Here is a 23,861-nt window from a genome sequence, read left to right as displayed (position 1 = left end):
CTTGATCGTTCTGGAATTGATCGTTCTGAAATTGGATGTCCTAAGGTAGCATCCGACGTTTTTTGAATATCGAAATGCTTATTTGCGACATGTTCCTAGCAAAACACGAACTATCGCGTTCGGCCACCCCTTTGGAAAAATTCATTTTTTAAATTTTTGTAAGCTGAGCAGTTGCGTTTGAATGTTGCGGGGCAGCATTATTATACATGTACGATGAGATCAACCCCGTCCGGCAATCTGTCGGTTTCTCGAGGAATTTTATTACTTAAATAAACTTATTTTCACCCACGTGAAAAGGCGTGAATATTATATATTTGAATGGGGAGACGCGTCTGTCGGTAGCCGCTCGACAGGTTTCAGCAAGAAATAAGTGGTTTTCCCGAAGTCAAAATGTACTAGAACCGTAGATGTTTATGAGTTTCGCAATACACTTCTGAGGCGAGGGGGCTTCCGGGATCTTGGGGGCGCTGCTCTCTGCGAGCCTTAAGGCAAGACCGGAATTCGGCGTGCCGCTGCCGGTCGCTTCCCCGAAATTCCGGAGAAACGCCCAATATCGAGGACGTGCCATTATTCGCGAAATGAAGTGCTGGAGCGGGTGAAGGGAATCGAACCCTCGTCTTAAGCTTGGGAAGCTTCTGCTCTACCATTGAGCTACACCCGCGTTGGGAAGCGCTTTTCTGCGCTCCGCGGCGTCTTCTGTCAAGACGCATTTGCAGAGGCCCGTTCTTCCGGATCCGGCCGGAAAAGCCGGGATAATTTGCCGGTCATTCTGCAGCGGGAAGCAAAAGCACAAACCCCCGGCCGAGGCCGGGGGGTGCTGCCGGTCTGATGCCGGGCCAGGGGAGGGGATGGGTCTGCGGTCAGACCATTGCCGGGTCAGCCCTTGTAATACGGTGAGTAGCACGGCTGGCGCGGGCCGCTGTACGGCCGGTAGGTGTTGGAGTGTGCGTTGTAGCTGTTGTGGCGGTTGAAGCACCAGTCGACGTGCTTCTGCCAGTTGTGGCCGTTGCGGTAGGGCTGCTGGTAGCCGCCATTGTGGCCGCCGTTGTAACCGCCATTGCCGTAGGTGTTGCCGCCGTAGCCATAGCCGCCGGCCGAAGCCGCGGTCGTGCCGAACGCGGCGGCAGTGGTTCCCAGGATTGCGATTGTGAATGCCGAGATAATGGACTTCCGAAACATGTTCATTTTCCTCTTGGTTTGAACTCCGGCGAAGCTCCCTCCGCCGATGTCCAGAACCTAGGCGTGATCCGGCCCCGGTACCTGTGACGCGCGACACTCCCCGAACACGGGCAACAATTAATGACTAAAATCAGTAGTTTGGGGAACAGTCTCTGATGCGGACGGTCGAGAGCAGACCACCAGTCACACGCTTTCAGCGATGTCCTCGAGCCCGGATCTGTCCCGCACGATCAGCCAGCCGTCCTTCAGATCGATAAGCTCCGAACGCTGCCATTTGCGCAGGCAGCGGTTCACGTTCTCGCGGGTGTTGCCGATCATGCTGGCGATTTCGGACTGGGAAAGGGACAGGCGCGTCAGGGGTTTTGCCTCGCTTCCGGGAGCGGTCACGGTCACGCGCAACAAAAGGCGGGCCAGGCGTGAGGGGAGGTCGAGAAAGGCAATTTCCATCATCCGCTCATCGGACCGCCGCACCCGTTGACACAGCAACCCGATGAGGTTGATCGACAGGTCCGGATTGCGTTTCAGGATGTCCAGCAGCGCCCGCCTTTCCAGAACGGCCACGGTACAATTGGTCAACGCCCGAACGTCGGCCGACCTTTCCCGCCCGTCCAGCAGGGCGATTTCTCCGAAGACGTCCCCGGCGTGAAGCTCTGCGAGAGTGACATTCCGCGCTGTCGGCGTCAGCATGCTTACTCGGACCGTGCCTTCCGCGATGGCCATCATGCTCTGGCCGGGAGCCCCCATGTTGAAAATCACGTCACCGGCAGAATACCGCTTGAGATAGGCAAAGGCGGCCAGGTCGCGTTTGCTCTGATCGTCAAGCGCCTTGAAGATGAAGCTCTGGCCCAGCAATCTTTCTTTTTCGGCGGTGCCCTCGTCGCTCATTCCCTGCGCCTTCATCTTTGGGTATGGTGTCAATAACACGGTGGCCATCGCAGAAGAAATTCGTGACCTTCGCCTGATTTATGAGGTCGAACCGTTATTTTTTACAAGTCTTTCAAGGGATGGATGCCAATGCGAATTCTCACCCTAATGCCAGCCTTCGCGTGGTTTCTGGCCATCGCCCCGTCGGCCGCCATGGCGCAACAGGTCAACGGCTGCGTCCAAAGCGAACTGACCAATCCCGCCCGGGTTGTCTATACATGCGAGGGTGGCCTGGTTCTGGAGGCCGAGGCGGCCGCGGCATTCGACATAGGCTCGGGAAGCCAGGGGCGCCCCCAATCGGCCGAACTGTCCGGAAAGGGCGTCCTGGTTGAGGTCGAGCCCGGGAGCGGGCCGTTTCAGATCCTGACGCCGCAGGCGATTGCCGCCGTGCGCGGAACGGTCTACGCGGTGGATGTGGAGGACGCGGTAACGTCCGTCTTCGTGGTGCGCGGCGAAGTCGGCGTTTCCCGCCCGAACGGGTCGGAAGCAGTTGCACTTGCCCCGGGCGAAGGGGTGACCGTGACGACCGGCGAGCCGCTGGTCGTCAAGCGCTGGCCCCAGGAAAAGGTCGATAGGCTGCTCGCCCGCTTCGCTCGATGAAATCAAGCCTGCCTTACTGGTCTGTTGCTCTTGCCGTGCTCGTTGGCGTCGTCTGGACCGGCTGGCTCGGGCAACGGCACCTGCAGGGGCTGGCCAGCCCTATCGATCGTGCGGAGACCGTGCTTCTCGACATGCGGATCCTGGCGGTCGGCTCCCGTCCGGCTCCAAAGGATGTGGTCATCGTCGGGATCGATGACGACACCGTCGCAAAGGCGGGGCGCTACCCGATCGGACGGGACCGCCTGGCGGATCTGGTCGGAAAGATACGCGATGCCGGTGCAAAGGCGCTTGGTATCGACATGCTGCTGGTCGGGAAAACGGATGAAACGGCCGATGTGAAACTGACCGCCGCCCTCGGCAGCCTGCCCAGTGTCATCGCCGCCGCAGGCGTCTTCAAGGACGAAAACGGAAAGGGCGAAAACCGTCCTGTTTCGATCGTCCCAACTCCCGGTACGTTCTGCGCCCGCTGCCGGAATTCGCGGCGGCGGCGTCCGTGGGGCTTGTCAACGTTGCGGCGGATGCGGGCGGCACGCCACGGCATATCCCGCTTTTGTTCAAAACACCGGAGGGCCTGGCGCCGTCCCTCAGCCTGCGTGCGGTTGGCCTGTATCTGGGAGAGATGCCGGCCTTGACCGGCGAGGGGCTTCGTTTTCCGGACCGGGTCCAGCCGCTCGATCTCGGCTGGCATCTGCCGTTGAATTATTACGGTCCTGGCGGAACCATCAGGACCATCAGCGCACAGGATCTTTTCGATGGGGGAGCGGCGGCTGCCGCTGTCAAGGACCGCCTGGTTCTGCTGGGGGTGACGGCGACCGGTGTCGGCGACCGGTTCAGCACGCCTTTTGACCAGATATTGCCGGGGGTCGAGGCGCTTGCGACCGGGGTTTCCAATCTGCTCGACGGGTCGGCCCTGATCAGGGATGGGACCGTCCGGCGCGTGGATGCGGCCGCCGCCATCCTGATCACCGTGGCCGGAATGGCGGCAGCGGCCTTTTTTCCGCTCGCCGTCGCTTCCATCTTTTTCGTGCTGCTTTTGTGCGGCTGGCTGGCAGCCGTGACGCTGATGCTCGGCGAAGGATACTGGTTCAGCGCGGCGCTGCCCCTTGCCGCAGGCGTGCCGCCCGTCATCGGTCTTGCCATTCTCCGCCAGGTTTTCGACCGCTATCAGTTGAAGCGGCTCGAGACCGTTCAGGATGCTCTCAGCCGCTTCCAGGCGCCCGCACTGGCGCGGCGCATTGCCGAGGACCCGACCTTTCTGCTTGAGCCTCGCGAACAGGACGCGGCTGTGCTCTTCGTCGATCTGGCCGGCTACACGGGCTTGAGCGAGCAGATGGGCCCCGCCGGAACGCGGGAATTCCTGAAGGCGTTTCATACGATCGTGGTCAATGAAACCGAACGGCACAACGGCCTTGCCATGTCCTTCATGGGTGATGGCGCCATGATCTGCTTCGGTGTCCCTGACCCTGGACCATCGGACGCGGTCAATGCCTGGCAATGCACCTTCGACCTTGTCCGTGAGGTCGGCAAATGGATGGCCGGTACCGGTTTGAGATCGGGTGTCGGCGCCTTGCGCGCCGGTGTGCATTTCGGCCCTGTCGTTCTGTCGCGCCTGGGCCACGAACACCAACAGCAGATCACCGTGACCGGCGATTGCGTCAACGTGGCGAGCCGCCTGATGGAGGTGGCCAAGGCGCATGACTCCCTGGTGGCCATGTCATCGGAGCTGATGGAGGCGGCCAGCCGCGAAGCACGTGCCGACCTGCAGGCCCCCCGCACCGAAACCGTCGCCATCCGCGGCCGTCAGCAGGCGATGGAAGTCGGTCTGTGGACGGCGCTGGAAGCGGAGGCGACGAAGCCTGTTGTTCCGGCGAATTGAATGCGCTGGAACGGATGAATGGAACCAATCCCGTTCTTGGGCGGTGTGGACGATTTCAATCGAGGGTTTCGACGCTGACCAGTTCGATATCGCCGTCGAACGGCTCAGCTATGCATGCGGAAATGTTGTCTGAAAATTCATCCATGAGGTTGAGCCCCTCTGGATCATAATCGTTTTCGGCGACAAGCCTCAACGTGCTTCCCTCGAATGTACAAACGACGTTGTTTTCGTGCGGATAGTGGAGTCGGAAGGCCTCCATGATGTCGCGCGCCGCTTCTGCGCCTGCTGCAACAGGAACGCCGTGGCAATCCAGGGTAATGCGATACATTCGGTCAGGCCCCCGAGTCGCGAAACACTGTGCATTATAATGCGGCTTTCGGACGAACTACCAGCGGATCCCGAGGCGGAGCGCGTCGTAGATGGCTGCATGGATGTTGCGGGCCGAGACCGCGTCGCCGATGCGGTACAGGATGAACTTTCCGTCGTTCGACGCTGCCGGAAACACGTCCCCGCCCATGACCAGCCTGTCGTAGTCGACCGCGCCGAGATTGGACGACAGCGGTTTCAGGTCGAAGTAAAGCTCGTCCATGGGCCAGGTGCCGTGTTCGACGACCACCTGATCCGCCTGCCGTTCTTCCGACCAGCCGTCGGCATAGTCCGATCCAAGCGTCGCGACAAGGCCGTTTCCGTCCCGCCGGACCGCCGTCAGCCGGGTGTTGATCGTGATCCGGACACCCTTTTCCTGGAAGGCCTTCATGTAGGGCACATGGTTCAGCCCGCCGATTTCCGGGGCGAAGAAGCGTTCCGGCGTGATGAGTTCGAGCGAGGCGCCGGCGTTGGCGATCATTTCCGTGGCGGTCATGCCCTGGTGCCCGCCCGAATCGTCATAGACGAGGACAGTACCGGCCGGCTTGACCGTGCCGCCGATGATGTCCCAGGAGGACACGACCAGATCGTCACCGGCCTCCAGCGGCGGGTTCTGAGGAATGCCGCCGGTGGCGACGATGACCACATCGGGCTCGAGCGCCAGCACGTCTCCGCTCTCCGCATAGGTGTCGTAGCGGATCTCCACGCCGAGCCGGTCAAGTTCCTCAAGCCGCCAGTCGACGATGCCGATCATTTCCTTCCGCCGCGGGTTCTGGGCGAGAAGGCTGACTTGTCCGCCGGCGCGTCCGGAGGCTTCCAGCACCGTGACAGCATGGCCCCGTTCCCCGGCGACCCGTGCGGCTTCCAGTCCGGCCGGACCTGCACCGACGATGACGACGCGCTTGCCGGGCGTTTCGCTTTTCGCGATTTGGTGCGGAATAACAGCTTCCCGTCCCGTCGCCGCATTGTGAATGCACAGCGCCCCGCCGCCCTCATAGATCCGGTCGAGGCAATAGGTGGCACCGACGCAAGGACGGATGCGCGCTTCCTCGCCGCGGGTAATCTTGGCGACGATATGCGGGTCGGCAATATGGGCCCGGGTCATGCCGACCATGTCGAGCTTGCCTTCGGCGACCGCATGCCGCGCGGTCGCCACATCACTGATGCGGGCGGCATGAAACACCGGGAACTTGGTTGCCGCGCGCACCTCACCGGCAAAGTCCAGGTGAGGCGCTGACCGCATACCCTGGATCGGAATCACCTTGGAAAGCGCCGCGTCGCTGTCGATATGGCCACGAATGAGATTGATGAAGTCGAAGTTGCCACTGTCAGCAATGCGCCGGGCGATCTCCACACCCTCGTCGCGGGAAAGACCCTTGTCCCAATCCTCGTCGGCGACCATGCGGATGCCGACGATGAAATCCGGACCGACCTCCTTGCGGATCGCCTCGATCACCCGCCAGGTGAACCGCAGCCGGTTATCCAGCGAGCCGCCGTAGTCGTCGTCCCGGTGGTTGGTCGCCGGCGACCAGAAACTGTCCATGAGGTGGCCGTAGGCTTCGATCTCGAAGCCGTCGAGACCGGCGGCCTGCATCCGTCCGGCAGCTGCGGCATAGTCGCCGATGATCCGTTCGATGTCCCAGTCTTCCGCCATCTTCGGAAACGAGCGGTGGGCTGCTTCCCTGACAAGCGACGGAGCGAGCACGGGGAGCCAGTCGGCCGTGTTCCAGCCGGTCCTGCGGCCGAGGTGGGTGAGCTGGATCATCACCTTGCAGTCGTATTCGTGGCAGTGATCGGTGAGGTCCTTCAACCACGGCACGATCGCGTCGTCATAGGCATGCAGGTTGCCGAAGGCCGCCGGGCTGTCGCGCGAGACCAGCGCGGAGCCCGCCGTCATGGTCATGGCAATGCCGCCCTTGGCCTTTTCCGCGTGATAGAGCCGGTAGCGCTCCTTCGGCATGCCGTCTTCCGCATAGGCCGGCTCGTGGGCCGTCGACATGATGCGGTTCTTCAGCGTCAAGTGCTTGAGCTGAAACGGCTGGAGCAGCGGATCGTTCGACATTCTCTTTCCTGGTCTCCGGCTACGTGGCTTCACAAGGCCTCAATACCACTGGTCCTCCACCGAGGCTTTCTTCCGAGCGACATAAGCTTGCAGGGCTTCGTCAACACTGCCATCGATTTCCGGCGCCTGATAGTCCTCAAGCCGCTTCTTCCAAAGCCGGTTGGCGCGGGTCGCCGCATCGACCGATCCCGCGTCCGACCATTTCTCGAAGGGCTCGTTGTCGGCCATGTCGGAATCCCAGAAGGCCGTCTGGTAGTTGGCCATGGTATGGGCGCAGCCGAAGAAGTGGTTGCCAGGGCCGACCTCCGGGAAGGCATCGAGCGCCAGCGAATTGTCGTCCACGGTGACGCCGTCGAGATAGGTGTGCAGCGCGCCGCACAGGTCGGTGTCCATGACGAATTTCTCGTAGGACATGGACAGAAGGCCGTCGAGGAACCCGGCCGAATGCAGGATGAAATTCGCGCCGCAGTGGACGGCGGCGAGCATGGACATGGTCCCTTCGCCCATGGCCTGGGCATCGGGGAGCTTGGAGGTGGTGAAATTTCCCGAACAGCGCAACGGCAGCTTGAGCCGGCGGGCAAGCTGGCCCACCACCAGCGACCCGACCGCAGGCTCCGGCGTACCGAATGTGGGCGAACCGGAGCGCAGCGCAATGGATGACAGGAAATTGCCGAAGATCACCGGCGCGCCGGGCCGTTCCAGCTGGGTCAGGGCACAGCCTGCCATAGTTTCCGCCAGCGCCTGGGCGATGGCGCCCGCGTTGGTTACCGGTCCCATGGCACCGCCCAGGATGAAGGGCACGATCACGGCGGCCTGATTGGCGCGGGCATAGGTCCGGATGACCTTTGTCGCCATGCCGTCCCAGACCAAGGGCGAGTTCACGTTGACGTTGCCGAGGATAACGCAGTTGTCCTCCACCGTCTGTTCGCCGAACAGGAGGCGGCACATGTCGATGCAGTCTTGCGCCCGCTCGTCTGTGGTGACGGACCCCATGAACGGCCGGTCGGAATAGCGGATATGGCTGTAGACCATGTCGAGATGGCGCTTGTTGACCGGCACGTCGACCGGCTCGCAGATGGTTCCGCCGGAATGGTGCAGCCAGGGAGAACTCTGGGCGAGCTTGATGAAGTTCCTGAAATCCTCCAGCGTGCCGTAACGCCGGCCCTTGTCCAGGTCCATGACGAAGGGTGACCCGTAGGCCGGGGCGAAGACGACATTTTTCCCGCCGATCCGGACGCTGTTTTCCCGGTTGCGCGCAAGCTGGGTGAATTCCGCCGGCGCTGTCTTCAGGATTTCCCGCAGCATGCCCGGCGCGAAGCGCACCAGCTCTCCGCAAACATCGGCACCGGCCTTTCGCCACATGGCGAGAGCCTCGTCATCGCCGCGAAACTCGATCCCGACCTCGGCCAGAATCCGGTCGGCGGCTGCCTCGATCCGCATAAGATTTTCTTCTGAGAGAACCTCGTAAGGTGGAATGTTGCGGGCAATGAACGGCCGGTGCAGGGCCTGCGATGGGGCGGTGCGTTTCTCCCGTCTTCCCTGACGGCCGCCTTCCCTTGTCCGGCGTGGGGTGGTGAGGGTGTTTTCGTCGACGCTCCGCAACGGTTCCATGGCGCATCTCCTTCGCTGACCGGTTCAGCCTAGGAGCGGAAAAATGCGCGGTGAAGCTGGAAAATTCTAATTAGTGAGATAAGCTGGACTTATGCGAAACCTGCGTTTCCTCGTGCCCTCCGCGGGCGCCCTGATCGTATTCGAAACGGCCGGACGCCTGCAGAGTTTCACTGCGGCCGGGCGGGAACTCGGCATGAGCCAGGCGGCCGTCTCCCAGGCGATCCGCTCCCTGGAAGCGCAACTGGGTGTGAGCCTGTTCCGGCGCGAGCACAGGAAGGTCGTTCTGACCGACGCGGGGCGACGGTTCTTCGCCGATGTGACCCTGGGTCTGTCGCATATTCGAAAATCGGCGGAAGAGCTGCGGTCCTTTGCGACCGAAACCCACGTCACGCTGGTCGGCTCCACAGCCTTCGCATCCTTCTGGATGATGCCCAAGCTGCAGCGGATCAGAAACGACCTGCCGGATATCGAGTTACGGATTCAGAGTGCGGACCGGGATCTGGACCTTCTGACGGAAGGTATCCCGCTCGGCATTCGCGGCGGCCAGCCCGAGGACTGGCCGGAATACGACTGCGCCTTTCTGGCCGAAGAGGAAATCATCGCGGTCGCCGGTATCCGATACAAGGAAATCGCGGGCCTGCCCGATACGCCGGAGGAATTGCTGAGCCACCGCCTGATCCATCTGGAAGAGCCCTATCGCGACGCCATCGACTGGGCCGACTGGCTTGCAAGCGCCGGCGTGCAGGCGCCGCGTCCGCTCCGTGGCCTGGTGATCAACGACTACGCACTGGTCATGCAGGCGGCCATCGAAGGGCAGGGGATCGCCCTCGGCTGGACCCATCTGACCGAACACATGGTCGGCGCAGGCCTGCTTCAGCGGGTGACGGGCCACACCCTGAAGACCGGCAAGGCGTTCTATGTGGTCTGGCACAAGACCCGGACCCTGTCGGACCCGGCGAAACAGGTGCGGGACTGGCTGCTGGAACGGGCCTGATCACGCCTGAAGCCAAGTTCTGATTGTTTCTGAAGATTTTCTCAATCTCAGGCTGTTGCCCCGGAGGCAATATTTGTATGGTCTTTCCCGGCTATGCGGCAGATCCGGGATATGGACCCGCCGCAAGTGGAGTTGAACCGGGGGCAGTGAATTGTTCGAATGTTTTAAGTCGGCCGCAAAGGCGCGTTTCCTTGAGTTGAAAAGAGTTTTCATACCGATTTTGGCTCTTGCCATCGGCATCTGTCATTCATTGCCTGTTGCGGCGCAGGGAATTCCCATAAAGCGTCTCAATGACTGGGAGTTTCGCTTTTACGTATGCAAGAACGTGATGGAAAACGCGTCCATTGTCCTGGGGATGATGAACCGCTTTCAGGTCTCCAGCCAGGAGGACATAGATGAAATGCAATCCCAGTTGGGGCCGACAGTGGCGAAGACAGTACTGGAACGAGAGAAGGACTATCCGTTTTCGGACATTGAGGCGATACTTGTCAGCGATCTCGTCTTCTCCGTGGTCGGCGGCATGGCGGGCGGCGGATTTGAGCTGACGGACAAGACGCTTATGAATGTCGGCCCCGGCCTGTGCATCCACGTCCTTGATGGAGCGGCGAGCCAGTAGGCATTGTTTTCCAGCGCAAACTAGACCTGTTCAATCAGGTCTTCCGGCCCCTCGACCACAAGCGTCACGCCCGTCGCGGTGTAGTCGCGGGATATCACGGTCAAGCCGAGCGTTTCCACCTGCCGTTCCAGGTCGGAACTGTGGGCGAACTCCGCACTGACCGTCTTGCGGGCCAGCTTCTGAAACGGTACCAGCCTCGCGTTGGCAATGGCATCGGCCGCGGCACCTGAATAGGCGCGTGCCAGACCGCCGCCGCCGAGCTTCACGCCGCCGAAATAGCGCACGACGATGACGCCCGCATCGATCAGCTTCGCGCCCTGCAGCACCTTGAGCGTCGGCATGCCGGAGGTGCCGGCGGGTTCGCCGTCGTCCTTGCCGCTTTCCTCGATCCGATCGTCATCAAGAAGATGTCGATGGGCGGTGACGAAATGGTTCGCCTTGCGGTGCTCCTTGCGCAACGCTTCCAGCCGGGCCGCGAAATCGGCATAGGGCACCAGAAACGCCAGAAACCGCGACTTGCGGTCTTCCAGCTCGCCGGTGGCTTCGCTTGATACCGTGAAGAGGTCCATGACGGCCCTCAGGAGGGCACCTTGAAATGCTTGGAAAGCTTCAGCGCCTGGCCCTGGTAGTTGGAACCGATGCCTTCGCCGTAGAGCTGTTTCGGCCGTTCGGCCATTTTCTCGTAAACCAGGCGGCCGACCGTCTGCCCGTGCTCCACGATAAACGGCACGTCGTGGGAACGGACTTCGAGGACGGCGCGCGAACCGATGCCGCCGGCGCCCGCATGGCCGAAGCCCGGGTCGAAAAAGCCGGCGTAATGGACCCGGAACTCGCCGACCAGCGCATCGAAGGGCACCATTTCCGCTGCATATTCCGGCGGCACATGAACGGCCTCCTGGCTGACCAGGATATAAAATTCGTTCGGGTCGAGGATCAGTTCGGCAGCCCCGCGCCGGTAGATCGGTTCCCAGAAGTCGAGCGGGTCCTTTTCGCCCGGCAGATCCACGTCGATCAGGCCGGAATGGTGCTTGGCGCGGTAGCCGACCAGGCTGCCTTCGCCTTCGCCCTCCAGGTCGATGGAAAGCTGGACGCCGCCGCCGATACGTTCGTTGCCGCCGGAAACCAGCGTGTGCGCGCTATGAACCTTTTGCAGGTCCTCGTCGGATACCGCCGCATGGCCGCGCCGGAATCGGATCTGGCTGAGGCGCGAACCGGCGCGCACCAGGATCGGGAAAGTCAGCGGCGAGATTTCAGCGTAAAGCGGGCCGCTGTAGCCGGCGGGAACCGTGTCGAACGCAAGCCCGTGGTCGGCAATCACCCGGGTGAACACGTCAAGCCGCCCGGTGGAGCTTTTCGGATTTGCGGTCGCCGAAATGTCGCCCGGTAAAGCGAGGTTTTCCTGCAGGGGAACGATATAGACGCAGCCGGTTTCCAGAACCGCGCCCTCGGAAATATTGAACGCATGAAGTTCCAGCGCTTCGAGCTTTTCGGCAACCGTGGCGCCCGGTCCGGGCAGGAAACTGGCGCGGACCCGGTAGGCGGTGTGGCCCAGACGCAGATCGAGACTTGCCGGCTGGATCTGCCCCTTCACCGGTGCGCTTTCGGCGAAGATCGTATTGTCGCCGAACATTGCTTCGATCGTATGCGCCGGCAATATGCCCGTCGGTGCCGCTGTCATCCGTTCTTCCCGTTTCAATGCGTTCCTTACCCCCGTGCTTAGCGGATCGGCACATGGAGGCCAACACATATTCGACCTGAGCTATTTGACCTGCGAGGGGTTTTACCCTATTCGTGTCCGGGATCCGTGGTGATTTGGGCCGGCCGGCTTGCAGCCACGTTAAACAAGTAGCTAAAAAGGCCGGGTTGTAAAAAACCCCGGTCCAGGCCGGGGTTTTTGCATTTTGGGGTGAATTTCTATGACGACCAACGACACGAAAGCGAAGAAGACCTGGCGCCCGGCGACGGAGCTGGTTCACGGCGGAACATCCCGCTCTCAACACGGGGAGACGTCCGAAGCGCTTTTTCTGACGCAGGGCTTCGTCTATGCGGATGCCGAAGCGGCGGAAGCCCGGTTTAACGGCGAGAATCCGGGTTTCGTCTATTCGCGCTATGCCAATCCGACGACGGCCATGTTCGAGGACCGCATGAAGGTGCTGGAAGGCGCGGAGGCCGCGCGGGCGACCGCCAGCGGCATGGCCGCGGTCAATCTGGCGCTCATGGCCTCCGTCAAGGCGGGCGATCACGTGGTCGCCGCCAAGGCCCTGTTCGGGTCCTGCCGCTATATCGTCGAAACGCTGCTGCCGCGTTACGGCGTTGAATCGACCCTGGTCGACGGCACCGACCTGGACCAGTGGAAGGCGGCGGTGAAACCGAATACGGCGGCCCTGTTCCTGGAAAGCCCGACCAACCCGACGCTGGAAGTGATCGATATCGCTGCTGTGGCCGACATCGCCCATTCGGTCGGCGCACGGCTCATCGTGGACAACGTCTTCGCGACGCCGATCTATCAGGCGCCGCTCACGCTCGGCGCCGATGTGGTCGTCTATTCGGCGACCAAGCACATAGACGGCCAGGGCCGTTGTCTCGGCGGCATCGTGCTGTCCGACGAGGAATGGATTGCCGACGAGGTCATGCCCTTCGTCAAGCACACCGGGCCGCATATGAGCCCGTTCAACGCCTGGGTGCTCTTGAAGGGTCTGGAAACCCTGCCGCTCAGGGTCGAGAAGCAGACCGCCACCGCCGGCCGTATCGCCGACTTCCTTGCCGGACAGTCCGCGGTCTCGCGGCTGATTTATCCCGGCCGGGACGATCACCCTCAGGCGGACGTCGCGAAGCGGCAGATGCGCGCCGGCTCCACCATGCTCGCCTTCGAGATCGACGGCGGCAAGGAGGCCGCGTTCCGTTTCACCAATGCGCTGGAGATCGTGAAGATTTCCAACAACCTGGGCGATGCGAAGAGCCTGATCACCCATCCGGCGACGACGACCCACCAGTCGATCGGCGAGGAGGCGCGGGCCGAGCTCGATATCTCCGACGGCCTGCTCCGATTGTCCATCGGCCTGGAGGATCCAGAAGACCTGCTGGAGGACATCCAGGGCGCACTCGACGCAATCAAGTAGTCGGCATCCGCCTGAGCGTCCGGACGCCGATCAGGATCCGGGCGCCGGCGGAGACGATGCAGACGGCGGCGAAGGTCCACGCGAGAAGGACGAAGCCGGACGGCCACAGGCACATCAGGATAAAGAGGGCGATGGTTTCCGCGCCCTCTGCCAGCCCCCCCAGATAATAGAGCGACTTGGATCCCTGCCGGTCGGTTTCGAGGCCGTGCTTTTCCGCCATGATAGCGAAGGCGAGAAACGACGCGCCATTGGCGTAGAAGCTTAAAAGCAGGGCCGCGGCGGCAAGTGCGTTCTTTGACGGATCGAAGACTGCGAAGGCAAAGGGCACTGCGCCGTAGAAGAAGAAATCGAGAGTGATGTCGAGGTAGCCGCCCAGATCTGTCTTGCCGTTGACCCTTGCGACCGCGCCGTCCAGACCGTCTGCCAGGCGGTTCAGGAGCACGAACACGAGGCCTGCCAGCGGGGCGCCAAGGGCGATCAGGACGGCGGCCGCCATGCCGAAGACGAAACCCGATACCGTGACCGCATTGGCGCTGATCCCCGTGCGGGCAAGGCGCTTGCCGGCTGCATTCAGCGGCGGGTCGATCAGGGGGCGCAGACGGCTATCGAACATGGTTCTCTCACTTCGGGACCGGCATTATTTCCGTCTAACTACTTAATATCGAGACTTTGAACAGCCGATCCCTTTCACGGATGCGTCATCGGCCCTATAAGCGCATAAAGGGCAGACAGACACACTGCACGAGACGACTGGAGTTTTGGAATGTATCGCGCGGTCACCAACCGAATTGAGGTTTCCGTCGAGCCTTATTACCTCGATGACGAATCCAATCCGGAGGAAAACGAGTATATCTGGGCCTATGCGGTGGAAATCCGCAATGACGGCGACGAGCCGGTTCAGCTCAAGACCCGGTACTGGAAAATCATGGATGCGCAGGGGCGCGTGGAGGAAGTGCGCGGCGCAGGCGTTGTCGGCGAACAGCCGGTGATCAGCCCGGGCGAGACCTTCGAATATTCCTCCGGATGCCCGCTTTCCACCGACTCCGGCTTCATGCAGGGCAGCTACGGCATGGAACGCCAGGACGGGACGACCTTCGACGTGGCCATCCCGGCCTTTTCGCTCGACCTGCCGGATGCGATCCGGAGCATGAACTGAAAGATTATACCGTCCGGTGCCGGGCGATCGCGCCGCGCTCGATGGCGGCCACCGTCAGCTTGTCGAGGTTGAAGCGGTCGCGCAGCAGCTGGAGGATGCGCAATTCCTCCTTGGAGACGCCGAGATCGGCTGCAGCGACCTCAACCGCCAGCGCATAGGCGGTGTCGAACAGATGGACCGGCAAAGTGTCGGCCACCAGGCGCAGCACTTCGGTCAGGCCGTCTTCTGCCTGAAGCCTCTCGCCGCAACGCTGGGCGGCCGGCAGCACATTCGCGGAATCATAGTCGCGGAACACCGGAAGGGTCTTGGCCACTTCGCCGATGGTGGCCAGCTCGCTATCGGTCATGCTGGCGTCGGATGCCGATGTGATGACCATGACGTAGATCAGGGCTTCCTGAATGCTGATTGTGTCGCTCATTGAGTGTATTGCCTTGTCGCCAGCTATAGGTTTTGCGTGTGGTACCCGCTCACGCATCGCACTTCAAGTCACACAAGGTCGACAATCGAGTGACCGGAAGCCCCCTGTTAACCGGCACGAAGGCGCGCTTTCGGGCGCTCTCCTGCGGGCAAAAGACACTTGACCATCGCGTCGGCTATGCTCTACGCGTCTGTCGCCGCGGTTTGCGGGCTTTCGTTGAGGCCACGCAGCGCGGATTTCTTCACCTCAACAGAACTGAAAACACATTATGACCGACCAATCCCTGCCACCGCTTGACCTCTCGCAAGATCTTGTCGAGGCGGCCCGGGCTTCCAAAGCCTGGCCCTTCGAAGAAGCGCGGAAACTGGTCAAACGGATCGAGAAACGGGATCCGGGCCGGCCGGTTCTGTTCGAGACCGGATACGGACCCTCGGGCCTGCCCCACATCGGCACCTTCGGCGAGGTCGCCCGCACCACCATGGTGCGCACCGCCTTCCGGCTGATCACCGAGGACAAGATCCCGACCCGGCTGCTGTGCTTCTCCGACGACATGGACGGCATGCGCAAGATCCCGGAAAACGTGCCGGACCGGGCAATGCTGGAGCCGCATCTGCACAAACCGCTGACCTCGGTGCCGAACCCCTTCGGCGGCGACTACGACAGCTTTGCCGCGCACAACAACGCCATGCTGCGCCGGTTCCTGGACACGTTCGGCTTCAATTACGAATTCGCCAGTGCGACCGAGTACTACAAGTCCGGCAAGTTCGACGCGATCCTGATGAAGGCCTTGGAAAAATACCAGGCGATCATGGATGTCATGCTGCCGACGCTCGGCGCCGAGCGCCAGGCGACCTACAGCCCGTTCCTGCCGATCTCGCCGACCTCCGGCCGCGTGCTCTATGTGCCGATGAAGGATGTCGACGCAAAGAACGGCACGATCACCTTCGCCGACGAAGACGGTACCGACATCACCCTGCCGGTCACCGGCGGCAATGTGAAGCTGCAGTGGAAGCCGGATTTCGGTGCGCGCTGGGCGGCGCTCGATGTCGATTTCGAGATGTTCGGCAAGGACCACGGCCCGAACATGGCCGTCTACGACCGGATTTGCCAGGTGCTCGGCGGCCGGCCGCCGGAACACTATGTCTACGAACTGTTCCTCGACGAGAACGGCGAAAAGATCTCCAAATCCAAGGGCAACGGCCTGACCATCGACGAATGGCTGACCTACGCGCCGACGGAGAGCCTGTCGCTCTACATGTTCCAGAAGCCGCGCACGGCCAAGAAGCTCTATTTCGACGTAATTCCGAAGGCGGTCGACGAATATTACACCTTCGCCCAGAAGTACCCGTCGATGCCGCTCGACCAGCAGCTCGGCAACCCGGCCTGGCACATTCACTCCGGCAAGGTGCCGGCGATCGATCTGCCGGTGCCGTTCTCCATGCTGCTCAACCTGGTCTCGGCCTCCAACGCCGAGAACAAGGACGTGCTGTGGGCCTTCATCTCCCGCTATGCCCCGGGTGTGACGCCGGAGAACCATCCGGAACTTGATGCGCTGGTCGGCTATGCGATCCGCTACTTCGACGATTTCGTCAAACCGACCAAGTCGTTCCGCGCACCGGACGAGGTGGAGCGGGCCGCTCTGGAGCAACTGGACGCCCAGCTTGCAGCCCTTCCCGCCGATGCGGACGGCGCGATGATCCAGGATGCCGCCCTCGATGTGGCCCGTGCGATCGAGCGTTACCAGGACCACAACAAGAAGAGCCCGGACGGCGGTCCCGGCGTTTCGGTGGCCTGGTTCCAGGCCCTCTACCAGGTTCTGCTCGGCCAGGAACGCGGACCCCGCTTCGGATCCTTCGTGGCTCTTTACGGCATCAAGGAAACCCGGGCGCTGATCGAAAAGGCGCTGAAGGGCGAACTGACGGCCTAAGGCACGTCCTTCCCCTGATCGGATTGGCAAAAGCCGCGCGGTTTGCGCGGCTTTTCGCGTTCGGGGGCAGGCGTCAGCCGTTCGGCGGCAGCGTCTCGCGCAGACCAGGGCCGGTCGACGGCGGATCCTGGGGGCTGACCAGAATATTGCTACCGTCATCCGGCAAGTCTCCGGGCAGGCCGGACGGGAGGTCCGGCAGGGAGAGATCCGCTGCCGGTTCCGGCAAATCCTTCAGCCACTCCGCCTGCCATTTGCCGCGCTTGTGCTTCTTCGCCTCTTGCGCCAGCGCAGCGTAAGGCTCCGGCGCAGTCGCCGCCGGGGCCGCCCAGCCATAGCGGACGAGCCATTCGCCGATATCGATCTTGCGGCGGGTGCAGGTCGCCGCGATCTGCCGCGGGCCGAGGTCTTCCGTCTTCTGGCAGACGACCGTGAACATGCGAACCAGCCCGCGCAGAGCCGTTCGGGCGCGCGCGCCGCAGGGCCATGTGCCGCCCACGCGGGAAACGCAGGTTTCGTCCGCCTTCAGGGCGTTGACATGGGCAATGCGGACAACAAGATCTTCGGTCCCGAGGGTCCCCGCATCGATCACCTGCGGCCGGCGCAATTCGAACTCTCCGTCGGGTACCGGTTCCACCGGCGGATTGATAAGGTCGAGGAGGCGCTGCGACGGCCTGATGCGTGTCAGCCTGCCCGTGACGTCCGGCGGGCTGATTCCTTCCGGAGAGACGTCCCGGATTTCGCTCGGCAACGGTATGTGCGATCCGGTGGTTTCGCTTTGCGAATCCGCCTGCGGTGCAGCGGTTTTGCGGGTGGGAGGCGGAGAGGAGGCTTCGTGCCCCGTATCAGCGGAAGCCACTTTCTGGGCGCTCGGCGGCGCCGGCGGTTCGGCCAGAAGCAGCCAGGCAAGCAAACTCGCTCCGGCAATCAGGACAATGGCCGGTATCAGGACCGGGCGGAGCTGCTTAAGCAATCCCAATCCGTGCTCCGATTGGTTTTTTGATTACGGGCATTGGTGCGGCAGGAATATCCCTTTTGATAATTATGTTCGGGGCGAAAATTTCTGTCAAAGCCCGGTAGGCCATTGCCCACGCTTGTTCTGCGGTGCGTCAGGCGATAGGGTCCGCGCCGCCCGGTTCCGGTGACGGAGCCGGGCGACCAACCCGACTTCCAGGACGTGATCCGCATGCGACTGATTTTCAAGATTGTGCCCGAAGACCTCTGGCAGGAAGCCGAAGCGCTTGGCGTCTTCAAGGGCGCACCGGTGGATCTGGCCGACGGCTTCATCCATTTCTCCACCGCGGACCAGGCGCGGGAAACCGCTGCCAAACATTTCGCCGGTCAGGACGGCCTGCTGCTTGCCGCTTTCGATGCGGACGGCCTCGGCCCGGACCTGAAATGGGAGCCGTCGCGGGGAGGGGACCTGTTCCCGCATCTTTATGCCGATCTGCCGACATCGCTTGCCGTCTGGGTCCGGCAGTTGCCGCTCGGAGCCGATGGTGCGCATGTCTTTCCGGACCTTGGACAATGACCGCGTCTCCGTTTGAAAAACTGGCCCTGGCCGGGCTTCATTTTCTGGACGCGGAGACAGCCCACGGCCTGACCATCAAGGCGCTGAAGACGGGTCTGATGCCGAAGTGCCCGGTCGCCGCCGATCCGCGCCTGGAAGTGCGGCTCTGGGATCTGCGCTTTCCCAATCCTCTGGGCATGGCGGCAGGTTTCGACAAGAACGGCGAGGTTCCCGATGCGCTTTTGAAACTGGGCTTCGGCTTCACCGAGGTCGGCTCCGTCACGCCGAGGCCACAGCCGGGAAATCCGAAGCCCCGCGTGTTCCGTCTGCCCGCCGATCAGGGCGTGATCAACCGCTATGGTTTCAACAACGAAGGCCATGAGGCGCTGCGCCGCCGGCTGGACGGGCGCAGGCGTCAGACCGGTATCGTCGGCGTCAATGTCGGCGCCAACAAGGATGCCACGGATCGGGTCGCCGATTACGTGGCGGGGATTCACGCCTTCGCCGATCTCGCCTCCTATTTCACCGTCAACGTGTCCTCGCCGAACACGCCGGGCCTGCGCGACCTGCAGGCGCGGGAGGCGCTTGCGGAACTTCTGACCGGCGTCATTACCGCGCGGGACGAACGTACGCAGGTCGTCGGACGGCATGTGCCCGTCCTGTTGAAGATCGCACCGGACGTGGACGAGGCCTCGCTTGCCGACATCATCGAGGAAGTGCAGGCCAAATGCGTCGACGGACTGATCGTCTCCAACACGACGGTTTCCCGTGACGGCCTGACCGACACGGCGACCGCGCGGGAAACCGGCGGACTGTCGGGCCGGCCCCTGTTCCGCAAATCCACCATTGCCCTTGCCAAGGCGCGCCGGCTCGCCGGTCCCGATCTGCCGATCATCGGTGTCGGCGGGATCGACAGCGCGGAAAGCGCCTGGACCAAAATTACCGCGGGCGCCGACCTGCTGCAGCTCTATTCATCGCTGACCTATCACGGCATCGGTCTTGTCGGAGAGATCCTGAAGGGCCTGTCGGACAAGCTCGACCGGCACGGACTGAACCACATTTCCGAGGCGCGCGGCGTCAATCTGGACGCCTGGGCCGGTCTGGATCTCTAAGAGAGCCCTCAAGCGGGCTGAAACGTCTGGTTGGCGCGGTGGCGGCACATGGCGGCCAGGCTGATGCCGCGCGCGCCCAGGAAGATTTCCAGCGACAGCCACAGACCGTGGTTTCCCATGAGCGGAAACAGGGTGTAGTAGGCGGCGATATAGATCGCCAGCGACAACAACATCATGTTGCGCATGTCGCGCGACCAGGTCGCGCCGATGAAGACCCCGTCCATCTGGAAGGCGAGCACGCCGAAAAGCGGCGTGAGCGCCGCCCAGGGCAGGTAGACGCGCCCGAGCTCCCTGACGCCCGGGGAAACGGTCATCAGGTCGACCAGGAGCGGACCGGTCGCGAAATAGACAAGCGCGAGACAAAGCGCCAGCGCGAAACCCCAGAGCGTGGTCAGCTTCACCGCCCGGTCGAACGCCGGCCGGTAGCGCGCGCCGACCGCCCGGCCGGCCAGTTGTTCGACCGCGGTTGCCAGGCCGTCGAGGAAATAGCCGCCGACCAGGAAGAACTTCTCCAGGATGGCGTTTGCCGCCAGAAGGACATCGCCCTGATCCGCAGAGCGGGCGGTGAAGAAGGCGAAGGCGAACAGCAGGCTGAACGAGCGGATCATGATGTCGCGGTTGATCGCCATCATGCGCAGGAGCAGCCGGCGGTCGAAAACGACGGACCACATGGGCCAGACGCTGCCTCTGGCCGCGCGCAGGATAAGCAGAAGCCCGGCCAGGCAGGCGGCCGCCTCGCTCAAGACGGTGGCGGCGGCGACACCCTCGATGCTCCAGCCCAGCCCCATGACGAACCAGATGCTCAAGGCAATATTGAGCCCGTTCAGGAACAGTTGCAGGAACAGCCCGGTCCCGGCGCGGCTCAGCCCCAAAAACCAGCCGAGGATCGCGTAATTGGCGAGCAGGAACGGGGCGCTGTAGACGCGGATCTCGAAATATCTGCGGGTGGCCGACTGCACGTCCGCGCTGCCGCCCATGAACGTCAGGCCGATTTCCAGAAACGGCACCTGCAGGAGAATGACCGCAAGACCGGCAACCGCGGCAATGAACAGGGCGCGCAGAAACGTCGCCTTGATCTCGCTTTGATCGTCGGCGCCGTAGGCCTGCGCGGTCAGCCCCGTGGTACCGGAGCGCAGGAAATTGAAGGTGGTGAAGACGAGATCGAAGATCACCCCGCCGATGGCGATACCGCCGACCAGGGCCGCGTCCCCGAGCCGCCCGATCACGGCCGTGTCCACGACGCCGAGAAGCGGCGTCGACAGGAATGCAAGCGTCATCGGCACCGCGATCGCAAGGACACTGCGATGGGTCACGTCAAACGCCTTTTCGGGCCTGATGTCGGAAGACTGCGTTGTCATGGAAAGTCCGGAAGGTGATGACGCACTCTTCGGTATTTGCCCTGCGCCGTCAAGCGGACATGAATGCTTCCGCAACCCGGCAGGCCGCTTCGGGCCCTGGCGTGTTGCGGGAATGAAAATCGCCGCTGGCGCGGCGGTTTTTCGGGCTATAGTCGGCCGTCATGACGCTGCCCATCGTACATCATCCCGACTATTGCGCCGACCTGCCTGCAAACCACCGGTTTCCGATGGACAAGTTTCGTGCCGTCGCGGAACGGATCGTTGCCGAGGGACTGCTCTGCGGTGGAGAGTTTATCAGGCCGCGGCCCGCACCGGCGGAGTGGGTCGCCCTGGCCCATGACCGGCGCTATGTCGATCAGGTGTTTGATGCCCGTGTTCCGGCGGAGATCGCCCGGGAGATCGGTTTTCCGATGAACGGGGAGATTGCCCGGCGCGCCCGCTGCGCGACCGGCGGCACCGTCCTGACCGGGTATCTCGCCCTGGAGCACGGCATTGCCTGCAACACCGCCGGCGGCAGTCATCATGCAAGGCGCGCTCATGGCGCCGGCTTCTGCGTCTTCAACGACGTGGCGGTCGCAATCCGGGTGATGCAGGCAGACGGCGCAATCCGGAAAGCGCTGGTCGTCGACCTGGACGTACACCAGGGCGACGGAACCGCCGATATCTTCACCGGCGATGACAGCGTCTTCACCTTGTCCATGCACAGCGAGAAGAACTATCCGGTCAGGAAGGTTCCCTCCGATCTGGATGTCGCCCTGCCGGACAGCACGGGCGACGAGGCCTATCTGGAAAACCTGATGCGCGCATTCCCCCTGGCAATCGAACGGGCGCGGGCGGATATCGTCTTTTTCAACGCCGGCGTGGATCCGTATCGCGACGACAGGCTCGGCCGTCTCGGGCTGAGCCGGGACGGATTGATCCGCCGCGACCGGTATGTGCTTGAAACTTTACGCGACGCGGGGTTGCCGGTCGCAGGCGTCCTGGGCGGGGGCTATTCGGCAGACATCGAAGAACTGTCCGACAGGCACGTCACCCTGCACCGGGAAGCCTTACGCCTGTGCGGCATCGGGCACCCGGTTGGGGATTGGTGAAGCTGCTATCTGCCGACCGACTTGATCAGCCGCATGACCAGCCAGATGGGCACGACAATCACCGCGCCGATCGCGAAGTAGCGCAGGAGGTTTTCGATTGCCGCAAAACCCATGTCCCACAGCCGCTGGACGAAGCGCACGGCGTAGTCGACGATCTGGAGCGGATCGAGATCGAGCGCAGACAGGATCACGCCGACCACGAACGACAGGAACACAAGCCGGAGAATCACCTGACCGGGGGAACCGCCCAAGAATTTGGTGAGGCTGCTGTCAGACATTTTCAATCCTGTCGTTGGTGCGGATCTGGGATTTCGGTCGGATGGAATGCGACCTGATGAATTTTTCATACTTAAGTCGAGCGAATGACAACCGCAATCCCCGGGGAATTTTCAGCAGAATTCGCAGGGAAACGACAAATGCATTTTCTTTGAGCTTGCATGAGATATGACACTTATATGAAATTTGGCATATTTGGGTAAATTTGAATCAAGTTCTGCCAATTACCCGTGTGGGTATTTGAGGTATTTACCAAGCTGCGTCGTGACGGACGGTTGGTTTCGTTCCTCCCTTGAAACCTCCGGTCCGGGCTGACGCGGTTCAGCTATCGCGCTGAAAGACGAATCGTGACGAGGCACCGGCATCCGCACATGGCCCCATCTGGCTGCGGCTGTTTTTAGTTGCGGTTCGAAAGCGGCGGTATAAACAAGAACAAGGCTGAATCTGGTCCGGTGGACCGAAGAGCTTCGATCCTGCATAAGGCGGATGCAGGCCCGTTGCCCGCAGAAGAAGGGACTATCGCAAGGTAGTCCCAGAGAGGCCGGACATTTAAGAACGGGTCCCGTGCGGCGTGCGGGGCCCGTTTTTTCATGTCCTTCGTCTGATGTGCCGGACGCCACTTGCACGCAACGTGCTCTAACGGTTCCGCCGGTATTGGCTCGGCGAGACCCCGAACCAGAACTTGACCGCCCGGGAAAAGGAACTCAGCTCGGAAAAGCCGAGCAGAAAGGCGATTTCCTTCAGATTCAGGTTTGTTTCGCGCAAATATCTGGATGCCAGGGTTCGGCGGATCGTGTCCGTGAGTTCTCGAAAGGACGTTCCCTCCATTTCAAGGTGACGCTGCAGGCTGCGCTGGGACATGCCCAGGCTTTTGGCAACCGTCTCCAGCTTGCAGTCGCCGGCCTTGAGATGTTCGTTGATGGCCGCCTTGATCCGGGTAATCGGATCGTTCAGGGACAGGAGCTTTTCGACTTCGGCCAGGGCGGTCGACTCGACCAGGCTGTAAAGATTTGCCTCGTTTTTCGGGGGAACGGCATCGAGATACGGGCTGGGGATCAGGATCCTGTCCTGAGCCTGCGAGAATAAAAGACGGTTGCCGTATTTCTTCTGGAAACGGGAAGTGCATTTAGGTGGCGGAACGGTCAGTTCGATCATGAGGCGTAAATCGGGATCCTGAACGATGTTCTCGATACGGCTCGATGCCCAGGCGATTTTGGCGAACATGTTCTGGGTCCTCGGACCAAGCCGGTCCGGAATATCCCAACTGAGTATGCCGTACCGGGGCTCCTCGGTGAAAATCATGTGATAGCAGTTGGTGCGAAGCGCTATGAACCGCTGCCAGTTTTGCAGGGCAGCGCGAAGCGAAGGTGCACAAAGGGCGACATAGTCGAAGATCGGAATGGCGCCGTGCGGCAAGTCGGAGAAGTAGTCCAGCATCGCCGCATCGTCGCCGATGAGTTCCGCCGCATACTCGAATATTTCGAGCATGAGCGACATTTCCACCTTCTGGTCTTTCAGATCCGAGGCACGACTGGGGAGCGGGAACCGCCGGGCAAGGTCATTCCAGCTGCGCCCTTTCGAGATCAGGAGCTGCTCCAGGTAGCCGATCTGCTCAGCCTGTCCCCATTCTTCGGAATGCAGTTTTCTGCCAGCCAAGCCGTCATTCCTC

Annotated in this window: 24 protein-coding genes, 1 tRNA gene and 1 riboswitch; of the genes, 11 read left to right on the top strand and 14 right to left on the bottom strand. The window is 62.0% G+C overall.

Translation table 11 applies throughout. The features are described from left to right. Nucleotides 1-587 precede the first annotated feature (587 nt). The 3 genes from HK439_RS12520 to HK439_RS12510 all read right to left on the bottom strand — a co-directional run bounded on the left by HK439_RS12520 (nt 588) and on the right by HK439_RS12510 (nt 2,064). Nucleotides 588-661 (bottom strand) — tRNA-Gly (locus HK439_RS12520). Between the two features lie 215 nt (nt 662-876). Further along, nucleotides 877-1,185, bottom strand: a complete 309-nt coding sequence (locus HK439_RS27355) for a BA14K family protein (protein ID WP_190291844.1) — start codon at nt 1,183-1,185, stop codon at nt 877-879. A 177-nt stretch (nt 1,186-1,362) separates the two neighbouring features. Then, nucleotides 1,363-2,064: a Crp/Fnr family transcriptional regulator gene (locus HK439_RS12510; protein ID WP_190291843.1), complete on the bottom strand. Its 702-nt coding sequence runs from the start codon at nt 2,062-2,064 to the stop codon at nt 1,363-1,365. 147 nt (nt 2,065-2,211) lie between these two features. Between HK439_RS12510 and HK439_RS12505 the strand changes: the two genes are divergently transcribed. From HK439_RS12505 to HK439_RS26885, 3 genes are read left to right on the top strand one after another with little or no spacing between them, the layout of a single operon-like run. Then, the gene (locus tag HK439_RS12505) at nt 2,212-2,703 is read left to right on the top strand and encodes a FecR family protein (RefSeq protein ID WP_235987828.1); all 492 of its coding nucleotides are present in this window, start codon (nt 2,212-2,214) and stop codon (nt 2,701-2,703) included. Further along, on the top strand, nt 2,700-3,335 hold the full coding sequence (locus HK439_RS26695) for a CHASE2 domain-containing protein (RefSeq protein ID WP_209011767.1): 636 nt from the start codon (nt 2,700-2,702) through the stop codon (nt 3,333-3,335). Before HK439_RS12505 ends, HK439_RS26695 begins: the two co-directional genes overlap by 4 nt. Further along, nucleotides 3,245-4,579 (top strand): CHASE2 domain-containing protein, encoded by a 1,335-nt coding sequence (locus HK439_RS26885; RefSeq protein WP_419247587.1) that lies wholly within the window; start codon nt 3,245-3,247, stop codon nt 4,577-4,579. The genes HK439_RS26695 and HK439_RS26885 overlap by 91 nt, the downstream gene beginning before the upstream one ends. A gap of 55 nt (nt 4,580-4,634) precedes the next feature. On the opposite strand, the gene HK439_RS12495 is transcribed toward HK439_RS26885, so the two are convergent. Genes HK439_RS12495 through HK439_RS12485 form a run of 3 tightly spaced genes read right to left on the bottom strand, consistent with a single transcriptional unit; the run spans nt 4,635 to nt 8,618 of the window. Then, a complete protein-coding gene (locus HK439_RS12495; protein ID WP_190291841.1) occupies nt 4,635-4,907 on the bottom strand; it encodes a hypothetical protein in 273 nt (90 codons plus the stop codon). Between the two features lie 57 nt (nt 4,908-4,964). Then, complete coding sequence (locus tag HK439_RS12490) at nt 4,965-7,007, bottom strand: NADH:flavin oxidoreductase (RefSeq protein ID WP_190291840.1); 2,043 nt, start codon at nt 7,005-7,007, stop codon at nt 4,965-4,967. A 39-nt stretch (nt 7,008-7,046) separates the two neighbouring features. Beyond that, nucleotides 7,047-8,618: a trimethylamine methyltransferase family protein gene (locus HK439_RS12485; protein WP_190291839.1), complete on the bottom strand. Its 1,572-nt coding sequence runs from the start codon at nt 8,616-8,618 to the stop codon at nt 7,047-7,049. A 91-nt stretch (nt 8,619-8,709) separates the two neighbouring features. Here HK439_RS12485 and HK439_RS12480 point away from each other — a divergent pair, with 91 nt between their 5' ends. Both HK439_RS12480 and HK439_RS12475 read left to right on the top strand, forming a co-directional pair. Continuing rightward, entirely contained in the window at nt 8,710-9,612 is a 903-nt protein-coding gene (locus HK439_RS12480; protein ID WP_190291838.1) for a LysR substrate-binding domain-containing protein, read from the top strand. 151 nt (nt 9,613-9,763) lie between these two features. After that, the gene (locus HK439_RS12475) at nt 9,764-10,228 is read left to right on the top strand and encodes a hypothetical protein (RefSeq protein WP_190291837.1); all 465 of its coding nucleotides are present in this window, start codon (nt 9,764-9,766) and stop codon (nt 10,226-10,228) included. A 20-nt stretch (nt 10,229-10,248) separates the two neighbouring features. On the opposite strand, the gene HK439_RS12470 is transcribed toward HK439_RS12475, so the two are convergent. Both HK439_RS12470 and HK439_RS12465 read right to left on the bottom strand, forming a co-directional pair. Continuing rightward, complete coding sequence (locus HK439_RS12470; protein ID WP_190291836.1) at nt 10,249-10,797, bottom strand: YigZ family protein; 549 nt, start codon at nt 10,795-10,797, stop codon at nt 10,249-10,251. A gap of 8 nt (nt 10,798-10,805) precedes the next feature. Beyond that, on the bottom strand, nt 10,806-11,906 hold the full coding sequence (locus HK439_RS12465) for a 2'-deoxycytidine 5'-triphosphate deaminase (protein ID WP_190291835.1): 1,101 nt from the start codon (nt 11,904-11,906) through the stop codon (nt 10,806-10,808). A 116-nt stretch (nt 11,907-12,022) separates the two neighbouring features. Then, a riboswitch (SAM riboswitch) is annotated at nt 12,023-12,102 on the top strand. Between the two features lie 42 nt (nt 12,103-12,144). Here HK439_RS12465 and HK439_RS12460 point away from each other — a divergent pair. Next, complete coding sequence (locus tag HK439_RS12460) at nt 12,145-13,347, top strand: O-succinylhomoserine sulfhydrylase (protein ID WP_190291834.1); 1,203 nt, start codon at nt 12,145-12,147, stop codon at nt 13,345-13,347. Here the strand turns inward: HK439_RS12460 and HK439_RS12455 are convergent. Beyond that, nucleotides 13,340-13,960 carry a CDP-alcohol phosphatidyltransferase family protein gene (locus HK439_RS12455; protein WP_190291833.1) on the bottom strand — a complete coding sequence of 207 codons (621 nt, stop codon included), beginning with the start codon at nt 13,958-13,960 and terminating at the stop codon, nt 13,340-13,342. The two genes, HK439_RS12460 and HK439_RS12455, sit on opposite strands and share 8 nt — an antisense overlap. Before the next feature lie 150 nt (nt 13,961-14,110). Between HK439_RS12455 and apaG the strand changes: the two genes are divergently transcribed. Further along, the gene (gene apaG, locus HK439_RS12450; RefSeq protein ID WP_190291832.1) at nt 14,111-14,503 is read left to right on the top strand and encodes a Co2+/Mg2+ efflux protein ApaG; all 393 of its coding nucleotides are present in this window, start codon (nt 14,111-14,113) and stop codon (nt 14,501-14,503) included. 4 nt (nt 14,504-14,507) lie between these two features. Here the strand turns inward: apaG and HK439_RS12445 are convergent, their stop codons facing one another. Then, nucleotides 14,508-14,921: a tellurite resistance TerB family protein gene (locus HK439_RS12445; protein ID WP_190291831.1), complete on the bottom strand. Its 414-nt coding sequence runs from the start codon at nt 14,919-14,921 to the stop codon at nt 14,508-14,510. 268 nt (nt 14,922-15,189) lie between these two features. On the opposite strand from HK439_RS12445, the gene HK439_RS12440 reads away from it, so the two are divergent. Then, on the top strand, nt 15,190-16,848 hold the full coding sequence (locus tag HK439_RS12440) for a lysine--tRNA ligase (protein ID WP_190291830.1): 1,659 nt from the start codon (nt 15,190-15,192) through the stop codon (nt 16,846-16,848). Between the two features lie 73 nt (nt 16,849-16,921). Here the strand turns inward: HK439_RS12440 and HK439_RS12435 are convergent, their stop codons facing one another. Continuing rightward, nucleotides 16,922-17,824 carry a thermonuclease family protein gene (locus HK439_RS12435; protein ID WP_190291829.1) on the bottom strand — a complete coding sequence of 301 codons (903 nt, stop codon included), beginning with the start codon at nt 17,822-17,824 and terminating at the stop codon, nt 16,922-16,924. A gap of 207 nt (nt 17,825-18,031) precedes the next feature. Between HK439_RS12435 and HK439_RS26880 the strand changes: the two genes are divergently transcribed. Together HK439_RS26880 and HK439_RS12425 are read left to right on the top strand one after the other, a co-directional pair. After that, nucleotides 18,032-18,376: a DUF952 domain-containing protein gene (locus HK439_RS26880; RefSeq protein ID WP_190291828.1), complete on the top strand. Its 345-nt coding sequence runs from the start codon at nt 18,032-18,034 to the stop codon at nt 18,374-18,376. Beyond that, a complete protein-coding gene (locus HK439_RS12425) occupies nt 18,373-19,467 on the top strand; it encodes a quinone-dependent dihydroorotate dehydrogenase (protein ID WP_190291827.1) in 1,095 nt (364 codons plus the stop codon). The genes HK439_RS26880 and HK439_RS12425 overlap by 4 nt, the downstream gene beginning before the upstream one ends. An 8-nt stretch (nt 19,468-19,475) precedes the next feature. Here HK439_RS12425 and HK439_RS12420 read toward each other — a convergent pair whose 3' ends face one another. Beyond that, nucleotides 19,476-20,825, bottom strand: coding sequence for an MATE family efflux transporter (locus tag HK439_RS12420; protein WP_190291826.1), 1,350 nt, complete (start codon nt 20,823-20,825; stop codon nt 19,476-19,478). Between the two features lie 161 nt (nt 20,826-20,986). On the opposite strand from HK439_RS12420, the gene HK439_RS12415 reads away from it, so the two are divergent. Then, complete coding sequence (locus HK439_RS12415) at nt 20,987-21,916, top strand: histone deacetylase (RefSeq protein WP_190291825.1); 930 nt, start codon at nt 20,987-20,989, stop codon at nt 21,914-21,916. A gap of 5 nt (nt 21,917-21,921) precedes the next feature. On the opposite strand, the gene HK439_RS12410 is transcribed toward HK439_RS12415, so the two are convergent. Continuing rightward, on the bottom strand, nt 21,922-22,194 hold the full coding sequence (locus HK439_RS12410) for a DUF6460 domain-containing protein (RefSeq protein WP_190291824.1): 273 nt from the start codon (nt 22,192-22,194) through the stop codon (nt 21,922-21,924). A 634-nt stretch (nt 22,195-22,828) separates the two neighbouring features. Further along, nucleotides 22,829-23,848 carry an AraC family transcriptional regulator gene (locus HK439_RS12405; RefSeq protein WP_190291823.1) on the bottom strand — a complete coding sequence of 340 codons (1,020 nt, stop codon included), beginning with the start codon at nt 23,846-23,848 and terminating at the stop codon, nt 22,829-22,831. Nucleotides 23,849-23,861: the final 13 nt, after the last annotated feature.

It is taken from the genome of Roseibium aggregatum, from assembly GCF_014692675.1.
Taxonomy (GTDB): domain Bacteria; phylum Pseudomonadota; class Alphaproteobacteria; order Rhizobiales; family Stappiaceae; genus Roseibium; species Roseibium aggregatum_C.
The sequence above is the reverse complement of the archived record's forward strand: the minus strand, read 5'-3'. Positions and strand labels throughout refer to the sequence as shown.